Below are 15,487 nucleotides of genomic sequence, written 5' to 3' on the forward strand. Positions count from 1 at the left end.
TCCGAAGAAAGGGCCCCTCATGGCCGACTACCTCGACTTCACCGGCCCCGCCGAGCTGCGGACCCGAGGCACCGTCCTCGTCGCCCCCGGACGTGGCGAGAGCCAGGCCAGCTACGTACGCCTCGGCCGCCGGCTGGCCGCCGACTCCTACCGGGTACGCGTCGTGCCCGCCCCCATCGTCGACGACGCCGACGTCGCCGGCTCCCTGGACCGGTTCGCGTCCGTGCTCGCCGACGCGGTCAAGGGCACCGGCGACGACGCGGCCGAGGGAACCGGTGCCGACAGCCCGGTGCGCCCGCTGGTGCTCGTCGGCGCCGACACGGGTGCCGCCGTCGTGGCCGCCCTCGTCACTCGCGCCACCCCGGAGGCGGTGTGGTGGCCGGCCGCCGTCGTGCTGGCCGGGCTGCCCGGCCAGGCCGCCCACCGCCCCGGCGACTGGGCCGACGAACTGGATACCCGCACCCACTGCGCAGTGCACCGGGGCGTGCTCAGCGACGACCCGTCGGTGCATCCGGGCACCCTCGCCGAGCCGGTTCCCGCGCCGCTGCTCGACGCCGCGTATGCCGGCCGGGCCGGGGTGGCGCACCTGCTGCTGGTGGGGGAGGCCGACCCGTACGCCGACCGGGACCGGCTGACCCGGCTGGCGCGCGCCCTGCCGCTGGCGCGGCTGTCGGTGATCCGGGGCGCCCACCACGACGTCCTCAACGACCTGCAACACCGCTCCGTGGCCGCGGAGATCGTCGGCTTCCTCGAGCGACTGCGCCTCGGCGCGCCGCTGGCGCCGATCGTCGCGCTGCAACACACCGCCTGGTGACCAACCGACCCCTCGAACCGGAGGCCAGTTCATGACCACACCCCTGGACGCCCCGCCGACTGCCGCCGACGCGCTGCGTACGCTGCTGCGCCACCAGGCCAGCACCGTCGTCGTGGTCACCGCGCCCGGCCCGCCGAAGGCGGGCTTCACCGCCACCTCGTTCACCTCGGTCTCGCTGGCGCCGCCGGTCGTCTCGTTCTGCCTGAACCTGCGCTCGTCCAGTTGGCCCGCCGTCGCGAAGGCCCGGCACGTGGGGGTGCACCTGCTCGCCCACCAACAGCAGGAACTGGCCCGGACCTTCGCCACCAGCGGCATCGACCGGTTCGCCGCGCCGACCCGCTGGCGTACCGGACCGCAGGGGGTGCCTGTCCTCGACGACACCCTGGCCTGGCTGTTGTGCCGGGTGGTCGACCGGGTGACCGTCGGCGACCACGCCATCGTGCTGGCCGAGCCGGAGCTGCTCCGGCACGCCGACGTCGGCTCGCCGCTGCTCTACCACCAGGGCCGGTACGCCGGCCTGGCCGCCGGGGCCGAACCGGTCGTCAGGCGCGGCGCGGCCTGACCGGATGCGGCGGGGCCCGGCCCGGTCGAGCCGGCCGCCTCGACCGGGCCGATGCCGGCCCCCGCCCGACGTGGTCGCCCGCGTCGCTGTCTGTCGCATTTCCCGCCGGCCGGATATATTGACGTCATTCTCTGGATGGTTTGGAGGGGTTTGCCGTGAGAGCCCGGTCGATGATGGTGGCAGCGGTCGTGGCGGGTCTCGCGGTGAGCGGCGCCGGCGCCGCAGCCCTCGCCGACCCGCCGTCGCCCGCCGGCCCCCGCCCGGCGGCCGGCGTCGCCCTGGCCGTCGGTGACTTCGATCTCAGCCGCCCGCAGGTCGCCGCCAGCGGCCTGACGGTGCCCTGGGGGATGGACTTCCTGCCCGACGGCAGCGCCCTGGTGACGCTGCGCAACTCCGCGCAGGTGCTGCGGGTGCGGCCGGGGCAGCCGCCCGAGGCGGTGGCCCAGATCTCCGGCGTCACCCCGGTCGGCGAGGGCGGCCTGCTCGGCCTCGCCGTCTCGCCGACGTACGCCCAGGACGGCTACGTCTACGTCTACCTGACCACCGCCACGGACAACCGGATCGTCCGGTTCCGGCTCACCGCCCCGCAGACCCAGACGCCGATCCTCACCGGCCTGGCCCGGGCCAGCAACCACGACGGCGGACGCATCGCCTTCGGGCCGGACGGCCTGCTCTACGCCGGCGTCGGCGACGCGGGGCAGACCGCCAACGCGCAGAACCCGGCCAGCCGCAACGGCAAGATCCTGCGGATGCGGCCGGACGGATCGGTCCCGCCGGACAACCCGTTCCCCGGGTCGCTGGTCTACAGCCTCGGCCACCGCAACGTGCAGGGCCTGGCCTGGGACGCCCAGGGCAGGCTCTACGCCACCGAGTTCGGGCAGAACACCTGGGACGAGGTCAACCTCGTCGTCGCCGGTGGCAACTACGGCTGGCCGACGGTGGAGGGCCGGGGCAACGACCCCCGCTTCCGCGACCCGCTGCTGGTGTGGACGACCGCCGAGGCGTCCCCGAGCGGCGCGACGATCGCCGGCAACCGGCTCTTCGTCGCCGCGCTGCGCGGGACCCGGCTGTGGAACGTGCCGCTCGACGGCGCGGGCGGCGCGGGCACCCCGGTCGCCGAGCTGGTCGGCGCGTACGGGCGGCTGCGCACGGTGGAGTACGGCCCGGACGGCTGGCTCTGGGTCGCTACCAGCAACCGCGACGGGCGCGGCTCGCCGGCGGCGACCGACGACCGGATCCTGCGCTTCCCGCCGCGCGACACCACGCCCCAGCCCACCACGACGCCCCCGCCGACGACCGCTCCGCCGACCACCCAGCCCACGACGCCCCCGCCGACCGGTGCGCCGGCCCCCTGCCTGGTCACCTGGACGCCCAACCAGTGGACCGGCGGGTTCACGGCGGAGGTGCGGCTCACCAACCGCGGGCCGGCGCTCAACGGGTGGGCGCTGACCTGGTCGTTCGCCGCCGGGCAGCGGGTCACCAACGCCTGGAACGCGCAGGTCACCCAATCCGGGGCCGGTGTCACCGCCCGCAACGTCGACTGGAACGCCGGTCTGCCGCAGGGTGCCACGGCGAGCTTCGGCTTCCAGGCCAGCTACGGCACGAGCAACCCGCGCCCCGACGACTTCGCCCTCAACGGGGCCGCGTGCCAGGTCGACCAGTAGCCGGCGGCACCGGGATTCCCCACTGGACGGTGGGGCCGGAATGATGCGGGGGTGACCAACCCCGGATCGATCCGGCACCCTCGGCGGTGGTCGGCGGCAGCAGCCACGGCGGCCACGGTCGTCGCCCTCGCCCTCGCCCCCGGCGTCGCGGCGGCGGGACCCGTCACCGCGCCCGCGCCGCCGGCGGGCCGGCCGGTGTGCGACATCCGCGACGACCGGTTGACCGAGATCTCCGGCCTCGTCGCCACCGACGACGGGTTCGTCGTGGTCAACGACGGCGCCGACGAGGAGTCCCGCCGCCGGATCTTCTTCCTCGACGACCGCTGCCGCGTGGTGCGGACGGTGCGTTACCCCTCGCGGCCCCGCGACACCGAGGACCTGGCCGTGGGCGCGGACGGCACGATCTGGGTCGCCGACACCGGAGACAACGACCGGGCCCGCCGGACGGTCGCCCTGTGGCGGCTGTCGCCCGGCGCGGCCCGCCCGGTGCTGCACCGGCTGACGTACCCGGACGGGGCCCACGACGCGGAGGCCCTCCTGGTCGACGCGGCCGGGCGGCCCGTGATCGTGACGAAACAGGGCGGCAGCGCGGGCCTGTACCGCCCGGCCGCGCCGCTGCGGGCCGGCGGTACGGTGCCGCTGGCCCGGGTCGGGCAGGTGCGGTTGCCGTCCACCACGACCGGCAACCCGTACTCCTTCCTGGGCCGCAGGGTGGTCACCGGCGGGGCGAGCGCGCCCGACGGGCGGCGGGTGGTGCTGCGCACCTACGCCGACGCCTTCGAGTTCGACGTCGCCGACGGCGATCTCGTCGGGGCGCTCACCACCGGCCAGCCGAGGAGTATCGCCCTGCCCGACGAACCGCAGGGCGAGTCGGTCAGCTACAGCCCCGACGGCCGGTCCCTGCTCACTGTCTCGGAGACGGCGAACCAGCCACCCGGCACGCGGCCGCGGATCCTGCGCTACGCCCTGCCCCCCGGCCCGACCCCGTCCGCGCGCCGGACCGGACCGGGGCCGACCGGGCGTGCCGCCGACCGTGGCGCGGCCGACCGGGCCGGCGACCGCGCCGCCGCCGGACCCGGCTCCCGGGACCGGGCCGGGCGCGGCGGCACCGCATCCCGCGTGGTGGGCGGCGTCGCGGTGGCGCTGGCGTTGGTCGCCCTCGCGATGGTCGGCGCGCGGGGCGTCCGCCGTAGCGGCGGGCGGTGACCGTCCCCGCCACCCGCCCGCCCGGCTCGCCACCCTGCCCGTCATCCGCCCGGCCCGCCACCCGACCGGGAGCCGCCAGCCGATCGGCCGCGCCGACGCTCGGCCGATCCGGCGAACGCGTGGGCGGTGTCGGTCAGCCGACACCTCGCCCCGCGCCGCTCTGCCACGCTGCCCCTGACTCCGGATTCAGGGGAGAGCGCGGTGCCGGTCACAGAACAGCGCAAGGTCATCGACATCGCCCGCGACATCGTCGCGGAGGTGGCACCGGACGAGCTGTCGGACTTCGACTTCGTGGCGACCGCCTACCTGCGCGATCCGGCCGCCGCCAGCCGGGCGGGCCGGGCCGGCGCGGAGCCCACCGCCGCCGGCTGGGAGGAGGCGGGCCATGCGGTGGGCGTGCTCGCCGCCGCGGTGGTCGTGGACATCTGCAAGGACCTCGTCGTCACCGGCGCGAAGGCCGCCGGACGCCGCTACCGGGCGGCGGGCTGGTGGCCGTTCCGCGGCCCCGCCGTCGGCGAGGACAGCACGGCCCCGCCGATCCCGCCCGGCCAGGAGGAGCGGATCAGGGCGCTGGCGGCCCGGCGCGCCGCCGACCGGGGCGCGCCCGAGGCCCTCGCCGCCGACCTCGCCGCCGCGCTGGTGCAGCGGTGGAACGCCCGGCCGTAGCGGACCCGGCCACCGACCGGGCACGGCTGAACCCGTTCACCCTCCCGCCCGCGACCACCTCGCTGTTCCTGCTGCTGATGACGCTCACCCTCAGCGCCGCCGCCTACACCTACGACGCCGTGGCCGGCGGCCTGACCGGCTGGGAGAGCAGCTACCGGCGGTGCGTCGTCGCCGCCGACACCGCCGCCGCGACCGGGCCGCCGCAGCGGGTCACCGACGGCTACCTGGCCTGCAACTCGGCGGTCGACGTCCGCCGGGCGGGGGTCGGCCTGGGCGCGGCGGCACTGGTGGCGACCGCGATGTTCGTCGGCTACCGGCGGCACCCCCGCCGGCTGATCCGCCGGCAGGGGCTGCGTCCCCTCGACCCGGTCGTCTACCCGGTCGCGGCGCGGGAGATCGCGCGGCTGGTCGACGAGGCGCGGTTGACCCGCCCGCCCCGCTTCGTCGTCAACCCGTACCGCACCGGGCCGGGCGGCCGGGCCTTCGGCTGCCGCCCCCACCACCACGTCCGCCTCAACCGGGGACTGCTGCACGACACCAGCGACGACGGCCTGCTGGCGCTGCGGGCGGTGGTCCGGCACGAACTCGCCCACCTGCGCAACCGCGACGTCGACCGCACCGTCCTGGCGTTGCTCAGCGGCTGGGCGTTCGTGCTGGTGGTGGCCGTGCCGCTGCTGGCGTTCGTGGCCGTCCGGACGCCCGCCCTGCTGTGGCCCGTCGGGTGGCGGCTCGGCGTCGCCGTCGCCCTGCTCTGGCTCGTCCGGGCCGCGGTGATCCGCGCCCGGGAACACCACGCCGACGTGCGCGCGTCCGTGGCCGGCCCCGACCGCACCGACCCGCCCTTCCACCCGCAGGCATTCCCGGAGCGGGAGCCCCCGGCGGGCGGGCCGCTCGGGCCGGCGCGGCGCGCGTGGTGGCGGCTGCTGCGGCTGCACCCGACCAACGGCGACCGCGCCGACGTGGTACGCCGGCCCGAGGCGCTGCTGCGCGCCGGTGCCGTCGAGGCGCTGGCGGCCGGCGTCACCGTCGGCGTCTCGCTGCCGTACCTGAGCACCATCACCACCAACCTGCTCGGCGGTGACCGGCTGCACGGCCTGTTGCTGGCCTCGGCGCTGCTCGGCGCGCTGACCGTGACCGTCGTCGGCACCGGCCTGTGGCGGCAGGCCCTCGTGTCCCTGGTGACCGGCACGCCGCTGCCCACCGGCGTCCGGCCCGGCCTGGCGCTGGCCGCCGGCATCGCCGGTGGCGAACTCGTCGCCGCGCCGTTGAGCGACGACGCGACCTGGCCGTCGATCCTGCGGCAGTTCCCGGCGCAGGGCGTGCTCGCGCTGGTGCTGCTCACCCTGGGCTGCCTGCTGTTCGCCCGCTGGTCGGTGGCCTCGGCGGCGGCGTGGCTGCCGTCGGCGGCCGGCCGCACCCTGACCCCGGCCGTACGCGCGGGCCAGGCGCTGGCCGCGCTCGCCTTCGGCGCCGGCCTGACGGCCTGGTCGACGGGGACCTCGGTGGCCGGCACCGGCGTGCCCGTCGCGCTGCCCGTCGGCGTGTTCGGCAGCGCGCTGGACCCGTGGGTGCTGCTGCCGCTGCTCGCGGCTGCGGCGTACCCGCTGACGGCCGCCGTGCGGCGCGGCGGGATCCTGCGGGCGGTGCGCCTCGACCGCGCCGACGGCGCGGCCCTGCCCCGGCCGCGCATCCGGCCCGCGGCGGCGCTGCTGCCGCCCGCGCTGGTCTTCGTCGTCGCGCTGGCCGTCAACGAGGCCAGCTCCGGTCGGCTGCTGGTGGCGGCGGCGACCTGGCTGGGCCGTGAGCTGGACCCGGGCAGCTACCAGCGGGCCCTGCTCAACGTCTACGCGCTGCTCGGCGTCGTCGCGCTCGTGCAGCTGGTGGTCGCGTTCGTCGCCGCGGCCCTCGGCGGCCGGTCCGGCGTCGGGCTCGGCCCGGCGCACGCCCTCGTCGCGGCGGTGCTCACCGGCTACGCGCTGGTGTCGGTGCTGCTCACGCTCTCCTTCGTCGAGTTGTGCCTGGGCGCCGGCTGCGGCAGCGTCTACCAGGGCGTGCTCACCATCGGTGGCGCGTACACCCTGGTCGGGGTGTTCGGCCTGGCGGCGGCGGTCGTGGCCGGCACGCTCGTGGCGTCGGTGGGCCGGCTGGTGCGGTGGCGCCGCGCGCGGTGGCCGCAGGGCCACCCGGCCGCGCCCGCCGGTGCCCGCCGGGCCCGGCGCTGGCCCCGCGTCGTCGTGGTCGCCGTGACCGGGCCGGTCGTGCTGGGCTACGTCGGCCCGGTCGTCGGGTTGTGGCTGTCCGCCAACGAGTTCATACCCGGCCGGGGCGGATCATGGGTGCCGGAGCAGGTCGCCGCCGCCGCGCCCCCGCCGGCCGCCGGCACCGTGGCCGCGGCCGACGTCTGCCGGTTCGCGCAGACCGCGGCCGGTCGCCCGCTGCTGGTGGACCAGCAGGCGATCACTAACGTCGAGGTGGGCCGGCGGGCCGCCGGCTCCGACGCGCCGGGGCTGCGCGCCTTCGGTCAGGTGCTCTACGACGGGACCCGGCGCGGCGAGGTGCGCCGCCCGGGCCGGGCCCAGGTGGCCCTCACCACCTACTGCCGGTGGCTGCCCACCGGCGGCCGGCCCGGCCCGGACACCCCACCGCCGCCGGACCCCGGCCCGACGGGACCGGTGCCGGCGCCGGCCCGGCTGGCCTTCGGGCAGACGTACGCCTGGCCCGACGGCGTCACGCTCACCCTTGCCGTGCCGCAGCGGGTCCAGCTCCAGGGCACCTGGTACGCGGTGGTGATCGCCAGCCTCACCAACGGCCGGCCCGGGGCGCTGGACGTCAACGAGTTCTCCTTCCGGGGGCTGGTCGACGACCGGTTGACCCCGGCGATCGTCGTGCCCGACCCGGAGTACCCGAACGCCGGCCCGACGGTGGAGGCGGGGGCGGTGCGGCGGCTCAACTACGCGTTCGCCGTCCCCGCCGACGCGGCGCGGCTGCGCATGGAGGTGTTCCACCGGGTGCGCGACGCCGACCGGCCGGCGGTGGTGTTCGACGGGCCGCTGGGCGCGTCGCCCAGCCCGACGCCGCAGGCGTCCGCGCCCCCGTCGCCCCCGTCGTCGACCCCGCGCTGACGGCGGTCCCGACGTACCCTCCTTCGCGCCCGGTACGCGCTGTTCTGACCGCCGCAGCCGGGGCCCGGTCCGGCCCGCCGCGCGCCTGGAAGTATCGCCCGGTGACGATCCATTGTGGGTGTTAGCGGTCACAAGCTATGGTGTCGGCGGCCAGGGTGAAGGGCACGCTCCAGCCACGGGCCGCCGGTCGTCCGCCCGGACGCCGGGGCCGGCGGCGCAGCCGCACGGGCACTGCTGACGGTTGGCCTTCCCATGCCGTACCCGGCAGTTGCGGTGGTGCGCCGACCCGCCGCGCCTCCGTTCACCCTCGTCCGCCCGTGGGCGGACCTCGACGGGGCCACCGCCGCGCCCGGATTCCGCACCTCGCCCGGCGTGTCCCTCGCCCGGGCAACCACCATCGGGAGGATACGCATGACACGAAGAACTCGCCTGTTCGGCGCCGCGGCGGCCGTCATGGCGGTCGTCGCCACCGCCGTCACGTTCGCGATCGCCCCCGCCAACGCCGAGTCCAACGGCGGCGTCCGGGTGATGCCGCTCGGCGACTCGATCACGGACGGCTTCAACGTCCCCGGCGGCTACCGCATCGACCTGTGGCAGAAGTTCGCCGCCGGCGGCTACCGGATCGACTTCGTCGGCTCGATGTTCAACGGGCCGGCCAGCCTCGGCGACCACGACCACGAGGGCCACTCGGGGTGGACCATCTCCCAGGTCGACGCCAACGTCGTCAACTGGCTGCGGGCGACGACGCCCCGCACGGTGCTGCTGCACATCGGCACCAACGACATGTACGGCGACCCGACCGCCGCCGCGTCGCGCCTGTCCACGCTGATCGACCGCATCACCTCGACCACGCCGACGGCGGACGTCTTCGTCGCGACGATCATCCCGCGCTCCGGCACCGAGAACGCCGTGCGGACGTACAACGCGGCCATCCCGGGCATCGTGCAGGGCAAGGTCAACGCCGGCCGCCGCGTGCACCTCGTGGACATCGGCAGCGCGCTGACCTACGCCGACCTCGCCGACGGCATCCACCCCAACGCGACGGGCTACGGCAAGATGGCCACCGCCTGGTACAACGCGCTGCGGGCGGTGCCGGGCAGCATCGGCGGCACGCCCCCGACGACGACGCCCCCGCCGACCACGCCCCCGCCCACGACGCCCCCGCCCACCACCCCGCCGCCGACCACGCCTCCGGCGTCCGGGGCGTGCCGGGTGGCGTACACGGTCAACGCCTGGAGCACCGGCCTGACCGCGTCCGTCACGATCACCAACACCAGCACCGCGGCCGTCAACGGCTGGACCCTGGCGTTCACGCTGCCGACCGGGCAGAGCATCACCAGCGGCTGGAACGCCACCTACTCGCCCACCAGCGGCGCGGTGACCGCCCGCAACGTCTCCTACAACGGCAGCCTCGCCCCGAACGGATCGGTGGACATCGGGTTCCAGGCGAACCACACCGGCAACGCCGGCAAACCGTCCTCTTTCACCCTCAACGGCGCGACCTGCTCGACCGTCTGACGCCCGGCGGGCCCCCCGCGCCCGTACCCTTCGTGGGGGGCCCGCCGGCCTGTGACCTGCGTTACCTGTCGCCGGGCGGGGAATCAGATGCCGGGCTCCGGATTTGGAGCCTGTTGTGACCGTTGCATCATTTCCCGCCCGGCCGCGCGCCGGCCGCGCCGGGGCGTCCCGATGAAGGCCGCCACCGTGGCACCGGCAGCCCCGCCGACGCCGGGCGACGCGATGGGTCGCCGGCAGCGCCTGCGGCTCGTCCTCGTGCTCGGCTCGCTGATCGCGGTGGGCCCGCTGACCATCGACATGTACCTGCCGACCTTCCCGGCGCTCGTCGCCGACTTTCAGACCACGTCGGCGGCGGTGCAGTTGACCCTCACCGGCACCCTCGCCGGCCTCGCCGTCGGCCAGTTGCTGATCGGCCCGCTGTCGGACGCCGTCGGGCGGCGCAAGCCGCTGATCGCCGGCATCGCGCTGCACGTCGTGGCGTCGGCGCTCTGCGTGGTCGCGCCGAGCGTCGCCGTCCTCGGCGCGCTGCGGGTGGTGCAGGGCCTCGGCGTCGCGGCGGCCTCGGTGGTCGCGATGGCCGTGGTCCGCGACCTGTTCAGCGGCGCGGCCTTCGCCACGCTGCTGTCCCGGTTGCTGCTGGTCATGGGGGCCGCGCCGGTCCTCGCGCCGACCCTCGGCGGCGGGCTGCTGCGCTGGACGGACTGGCGGGGCGTGTTCGTGGCCCTGGCCGCCTTCGGTGCGGTGCTCGTCGTGGTCGCCGTGTTCGGCCTGCGCGAGACGCTGCCGGCCGAGCGGCGGCGGCGCGGCGGCGCGCTCGCCACCCTGGCCGTGTACGGCTCGCTGCTGCGCGACCGCACGTTCGTCGGCCTGGTGCTGGTCGCCGGCCTGGCCATGGCGGCGCTGTTCGCGTACGTGGCCGGGTCGTCGTTCGTCCTGCAACAGCAGTACGGCCTCGACGAGCAGCAGTTCGGACTGGCCTTCGGGGCGGGCGCGGTGGGGCTGATCGGGGCGACCCAGTTCAACGTGCGGCTGCTGCGGCGCCACTCCCCGCAGCGGATCCTCGTCGCGTCCCTGGGCGCGGGGACCGTGGCCGGGCTGGCGCTGCTCGTCTTCGCCGCGACCGGCCTGGGTGGGCTGCCGACCCTGCTGGCGTCGCTGTGGGCGGTGCTCGCGGCGGCGGGGCTGGCGATGCCGAACGCGCCGGCCCTGGCGCTGTCCCGGCACGGCGAGGCGGCGGGCACGGCGTCGGCCCTGCTCGGCGCGGTGCAGTTCGGCGTCGGCGCGGTGGCCGCGCCCCTGGTGGGGATGCTCGGCACCGGTGCGGTGGCGATGGCCCTGGTGGTGGCGGGCGGGATGGTGGCGGCCATGGCGGTCCTGCTCGTCGTCGTGCGGCCGGCCCGGCTCGCCGGCCTGCCGGCCGACGCGGTGGTCGTGGCGGCGCACTGACCGGCGGCACGCCCTCGTTGTCACCCGGTGAGGCGAGCGTTAACATCGAGTAACTTCGATTGCTCGCGTGGGGGTGGCAGATGGTCCGAACCGTCCGTCGGTCGTGGCGTCGGGCGGCGCTGACGGCCGCGACCGTCCTCGCGTCGCTCGCCGCCGCGCTGCCGCCCGCCGGGGCCACCCCGGCGGCCGCCGCGCCTCCACCGGGGCAGACCTCCCGCTACACGATGACGGCGTTCACCAACAGCAGCGAATCCAACATGTACGTCTACGAGTCGGCCGACGCCACCGGCTACCGGCTGCTGCGCGGGCCCGCCTACACGCCGCCGACCGGGCTGATCCGCGACCCGAGCATCATCCGGCACACCGACGGGCGCTACTACGTCGTCTACACCACCAACTGGACCGGCAACACGATCGGCTTCGCCACCAGCACCGACCGGGTCAACTGGACGTTCCTGCGCAACCACACCATCCCGATGACGGTGCAGAACACCTGGGCCCCCGAGTGGTTCGTCGACAGCGACGGCAGCGTCAACGTGATCGTCTCGCTCTCCACCAACGGGGCCGACTTCAAGCCGTACCGGCTGCGCGCGACCAACGCCTCGCTCACCGCCTTCGGGGCGCCCACGCTCCTTTCCGGGATCGGCCCCAACCACATCGACACGTTCGTGGTGAAGGTCGGCGCGACGTACCACGCCTTCGCCAAGCAGGAGACCACCAAGTACATCGAGCACGCCACGGCGAGCAGCCTGAACGGCCCCTACACCTTCGTCGGCACCGGTGACTGGGCCGGCTGGGGCGGCCCGCGCGAGGGCCAGGCGCTGGTGCCGCTCGACAACGGGGGCTGGCGGATCTACTTCGACGGGTACACGGTCGGCAAGTACTTCTTCAGCGACAGCTCCGACGGGCTGCGCACCTGGACCCCGCCGGTCGAGCTGCCCGGGTTGTCCGGATTCGCCCGGCACTTCACGGTGCTCCGCGAGACGGTCTCCGGCGGCGTCACGCTCCCCACCGGCACCCGGTCGTTGCAGTCGGTCAACTTTCCCGACCGGTACGTGGCCCGCCGCGCCGACAACCTCGGCTACCTCGACCCGGTCTCCACGGCCAGCCCGGCGCAGGCCCGCCAGGACGCCACCCTCACCGTCGTCGCCGGGCTCGCCGACGCCAAATGCTACTCGCTGCGCACCGCCGACGGCAGGTACCTGCGGCACTACGACTACCGGATCCGGGCCGACGCCAACGACGGCAGCGCGATCTTCGGACGGGACGCCACCTTCTGCGCCCGGCCCGGCTCGGTCACCGGCGCGGTCTCGCTGGAGTCCTACAACTACCCCGGCCGGTACCTGCGTCACTACGACTACGCGCTGCGGATCGACCTGTACCAGGACACCGCCGTCTTCCGGGCGGACAGCTCCTTCCGTCCGGTGGCCCCGCTGGCCTGAGCGCCCGGCCCCACCGGGGTGGGCGAGGCCGGGACGCCGTCGCGGCGTGGGGCAGGACGCCCCACGCCGCGACGGGTGGATCGGCGGATCAGCGGTTCAGTGGATCAGTGGATCAGTGGATCAGCACCGGGGCCGGCGCCTGCTCGTCGTCGAGCAGGTGGGACACCTGCCGCCGGCGCGGCAGGAAGAACGCCGGCACGAACGTCACCAGCACCAGGGCGAAGCCCACCCAGAACGTCGTGGCGAACGAGTCGGCGACGAACTCCAGGCCGCGCTGGAGCAGCCCCGGGTCGACCGGGAACTGCTGGGCCAGGTCCGGGTTCTGCTTGACGGCGATGGCCAGCCCGGCCTCGGTGACCGGCGCGCCCGTGTTCGGGTCGACCACCCCCGGGATGACCGGCGCGTCGTTCAGCTTGCTGGTCAGGATCACCGACATGATCGCCGAACCCACCGACCCGGCGATCTGCTGGAGGATGTTCAGCAGCGTGGAACCCCGGGCCACCTCGTGGTTGGTCAGCGTCTTCAGCGCCGAGGTCATGATCGGCATCATCGTGCCGCCCATGCCCAGGCCCATGACGAACAGCGAGCCGCACAGCAGCAGGTAGGACGTGTCGGTGTCGACCTGGGTGAACGCGAAGAAGCCCGCCGCGATCAGCACCAGCGCGAACGGCACCGTCCGGCCCACCGGGATCTTGTCGGCCAGCATGCCGGCGATCGGCATGGTGACCATCGCCCCGATGCCCTGCGGCGCCATCAGCAGGCCGGCGTCGAGCGTCGACTCGCCGCGCACCTGCAGGAAGTAGCTCGGGAACAGCAGCCCGGCGCCCATGAACGCGACCATGAACACGGCCATCGTGACGGACGCGACGGTGAGGTTGCGGTCGCGCAGCAGCCGCAGGTCGAGCAGCGGGTGCTTCGGCTTGAACGAGTAGACGACGAACGCGACGACCAGCAGCCCGCCGACGAGCATCGGCAGCCACACCTTGCGGTCGGCGAACGTGCCGGTCTCGGGCAGCGACGACACCCCGTAGAGGAAGAGGGCCAGGCCCGGCGAGAGCATCAGCATGCCGACGAAGTCGAACGACTCCGACGGCTCCGGGGCGTCCTTCGGCAGCGCCCACTGCGCGTAGGCCAGCGCGACGACGCCGATCGGCAGGTTGATCAGGAAGATCCAGTGCCAGCTCGCCACGTCGATCAGCCAGCCGCCCAGGATCGGGCCGCCGATCGGGCCGAGCAGCATCGGGATGCCCAGCACCGCCATCAGCCGGCCGATCCGCTCCGGCCCGGCCGCCCGCGTCATGATCGTCATGCCGAGCGGCATCAGCATGCCGCCGCCGAGGCCCTGCAACACCCGGAAGCCGATGAGTTGGCCGATGGAGTCGGCGGTGGCGCACAGGCCCGAGCCGAGCGTGAACAGCACGAGCGCCGCCATGTAGAGCCGCTTCGTGCCGAACCGGTCGGCGGCCCAGCCGGTCAGCGGGATCACCGTGGCCAGCGCGAGCGTGTAGCCGGTCATCGTCCAGGCGACCCGGGCGTAGGAGGCGTCGAACTCGGTCTGGAACGTGGGCAGCGCCACGCTGACCACGGTCACGTCGAGGATCGACATGATCGCACCGAGGACCACGACCCCGGCGATCTTCAGTACGGCGGCGTCGAGCTTGGCCGGCGCCGCGGGTTGACTGCTCACAGAATCTCCTGATGAAGCCGGCGGGTGCCGCCGATCGGCCGCGTGCCGCACCTCGGGCGGCAGCGCGTTGTGGGTTACCTGTCGGGCGGGGCTGTCACACACGGCGGCCCCGTGCGCCCGGTTGGCTGCAACCGCCCTCCTGGTGGACGCGCGGCCACGCGAACGCACCGCGAAACGGTAACAAGGCGGTCCACGGTTTCACGCGCCCAATTCGGCCGCGTGAACTGTGGTTACGATCACGGCAGCCGGGGCGGTCAGCGGGTCGGGCATTCCTCGCCGGAGAGGCCCTCGATGATCGTGCCGGTTTGCGCGTAAAAGCAGCGTGAACGCCCCTCGCCGCCGGTGAGCAGCGGAAGCCCGTCCAGTTCGTCCACGGTGAGGGTCCCCCGCCGGCCCTGCGACGCCCAGTCGATCTCCAGCCGCCAGGAGAGGACCTGTCGCTGGCCGGACTGCGCCCGCACGGGCAGCACCGACGCGGACCGGGTGACGGCGAGCGGGAACCGGACGCCCCCGGTCGAGCGGGCGGGTTCGACGTCGAGGTCGAACCGGAGCGCGTCGCCCACGGGCTCGTCGTCGCCGGGCCCCCCGCAGACGAGGCCGACGGTGGTCGAGACCTCGGGCGGCTCACTCCGCCGGGCCACCGTGGCACGGATGTCCGTGACGGTGACGGTGGCATCCGAGCGGGACCGCATGGTCAGCGTCACCCAGGCGGCGCCGGTCCGGGTGCCCCCGAGCCGGGTGAACCAGTCGGCCCAGCCCCCGGGCGTGTACCGCTGCGGCAGGGCCGGGAGTCGGGCGGGCGCCGCCGCGGCGAGCACCGCGCCGTCGCACCACGGCCAGTCGACGGCGGCGACGACCGCGAACGGCGGCGGCTCGTCGACGGGGGGCGGCGCGTTCAGGCTCGACTGCGTGGTCGTCGCCACGGTGCACGAGAGGATCGTGGTCCCCACCACGCCGGCGGTGAACCCGAACGTTCGGCTGCGCTGCTGCGAGCGGGGGCCGCTGGACTCGCGACCACCGCCTCCCGGGCCGCCGTTCTCCGGGTTCCCGTTGCCGCCGGGACCCGCCTGCCGGTCCCGCCGGCGCGGAAGCAGCGACACGAGGCCGACGAGCACGCTGGAGATCCCCGCGAACAGCCCGAACACGCTCGCGTACTTGTCCGCCCTGTCGATCCCCTCGGTCGCGAGGAAGACGATGGTCACCGGCACCAGGAAGACGAGGGCTGCGACGAGCACGACGAGCAGGACGCGCGACCGGTCGCCCGCGCCCCGGCCGTCGTCCTCCGGCGCGGCCGGCAGCGGGTCCGGACCAGCGGGTTCGATCACCGTGCGAGCCTAGGCAGGCGGGCCGCGTCGTGGGA

11 protein-coding genes are annotated in these 15,487 nt (G+C 75.1%); 9 read left to right on the forward strand and 2 right to left on the reverse strand.

Going from position 1 to position 15,487, the window contains the following annotated elements:
• Positions 1-19 precede the first annotated feature (19 nt).
• The 9 genes from TK50_RS15940 (at position 20) to TK50_RS15980 (ending at position 12,440) form a co-directional block, all read left to right on the forward strand.
• Positions 20-814, forward strand: coding sequence for an alpha/beta hydrolase (locus tag TK50_RS15940; RefSeq protein ID WP_043963446.1), 795 nt, complete (start codon positions 20-22; stop codon positions 812-814).
• Between the two features lie 31 nt (positions 815-845).
• Positions 846-1,376, forward strand: a complete 531-nt coding sequence (locus TK50_RS15945; protein ID WP_043963447.1) for a flavin reductase family protein — start codon at positions 846-848, stop codon at positions 1,374-1,376.
• A gap of 155 nt (positions 1,377-1,531) precedes the next feature.
• A complete protein-coding gene (locus TK50_RS15950; protein WP_229406312.1) occupies positions 1,532-3,040 on the forward strand; it encodes a PQQ-dependent sugar dehydrogenase in 1,509 nt (502 codons plus the stop codon).
• A 51-nt stretch (positions 3,041-3,091) separates the two neighbouring features.
• On the forward strand, positions 3,092-4,246 hold the full coding sequence (locus tag TK50_RS15955) for a hypothetical protein (RefSeq protein ID WP_043963449.1): 1,155 nt from the start codon (positions 3,092-3,094) through the stop codon (positions 4,244-4,246).
• Positions 4,247-4,447: 201 nt separating this feature from the next.
• Positions 4,448-4,912 (forward strand): hypothetical protein, encoded by a 465-nt coding sequence (locus tag TK50_RS15960; protein WP_043963450.1) that lies wholly within the window; start codon positions 4,448-4,450, stop codon positions 4,910-4,912.
• Positions 4,894-8,034: a M48 family metalloprotease gene (locus TK50_RS15965; protein ID WP_043963451.1), complete on the forward strand. Its 3,141-nt coding sequence runs from the start codon at positions 4,894-4,896 to the stop codon at positions 8,032-8,034. Before TK50_RS15960 ends, TK50_RS15965 begins: the two co-directional genes overlap by 19 nt.
• A gap of 453 nt (positions 8,035-8,487) precedes the next feature.
• Positions 8,488-9,552, forward strand: a complete 1,065-nt coding sequence (locus TK50_RS15970; protein WP_043963452.1) for a cellulose binding domain-containing protein — start codon at positions 8,488-8,490, stop codon at positions 9,550-9,552.
• 222 nt (positions 9,553-9,774) lie between these two features.
• On the forward strand, positions 9,775-10,998 hold the full coding sequence (locus TK50_RS15975; RefSeq protein ID WP_043964704.1) for a multidrug effflux MFS transporter: 1,224 nt from the start codon (positions 9,775-9,777) through the stop codon (positions 10,996-10,998).
• A gap of 80 nt (positions 10,999-11,078) precedes the next feature.
• Entirely contained in the window at positions 11,079-12,440 is a 1,362-nt protein-coding gene (locus TK50_RS15980; RefSeq protein WP_043963453.1) for a glycoside hydrolase family 43 protein, read from the forward strand.
• 112 nt (positions 12,441-12,552) lie between these two features.
• Here TK50_RS15980 and TK50_RS15985 read toward each other — a convergent pair whose 3' ends face one another.
• Positions 12,553-14,127, reverse strand: coding sequence for a DHA2 family efflux MFS transporter permease subunit (locus tag TK50_RS15985; RefSeq protein ID WP_043963454.1), 1,575 nt, complete (start codon positions 14,125-14,127; stop codon positions 12,553-12,555).
• Positions 14,128-14,381: 254 nt separating this feature from the next.
• On the reverse strand, positions 14,382-15,452 hold the full coding sequence (locus TK50_RS15990) for a hypothetical protein (protein ID WP_043963455.1): 1,071 nt from the start codon (positions 15,450-15,452) through the stop codon (positions 14,382-14,384).
• Positions 15,453-15,487 lie beyond the last annotated feature (35 nt).

The sequence above is a fragment of the Micromonospora haikouensis genome (genome assembly GCF_000876225.1).
GTDB lineage: Bacteria > Actinomycetota > Actinomycetes > Mycobacteriales > Micromonosporaceae > Micromonospora > Micromonospora haikouensis.

What these genes read in the sequence shown, in the direction of transcription:
- TK50_RS15940 (WP_043963446.1), top strand. Translation starts at nt 20, where the DNA reads ATGGCCGACTACCTCGACTTCACCGGCCCCGCCGAGCTGCGGACCCGA.
- TK50_RS15945 (WP_043963447.1), top strand. Translation starts at nt 846, where the DNA reads ATGACCACACCCCTGGACGCCCCGCCGACTGCCGCCGACGCGCTGCGT.
- TK50_RS15970 (WP_043963452.1), top strand. Translation starts at nt 8,488, where the DNA reads ATGGCGGTCGTCGCCACCGCCGTCACGTTCGCGATCGCCCCCGCCAAC.
- TK50_RS15975 (WP_043964704.1), top strand. Translation starts at nt 9,775, where the DNA reads ATGGGTCGCCGGCAGCGCCTGCGGCTCGTCCTCGTGCTCGGCTCGCTG.
- TK50_RS15980 (WP_043963453.1), top strand. Translation starts at nt 11,079, where the DNA reads ATGGTCCGAACCGTCCGTCGGTCGTGGCGTCGGGCGGCGCTGACGGCC.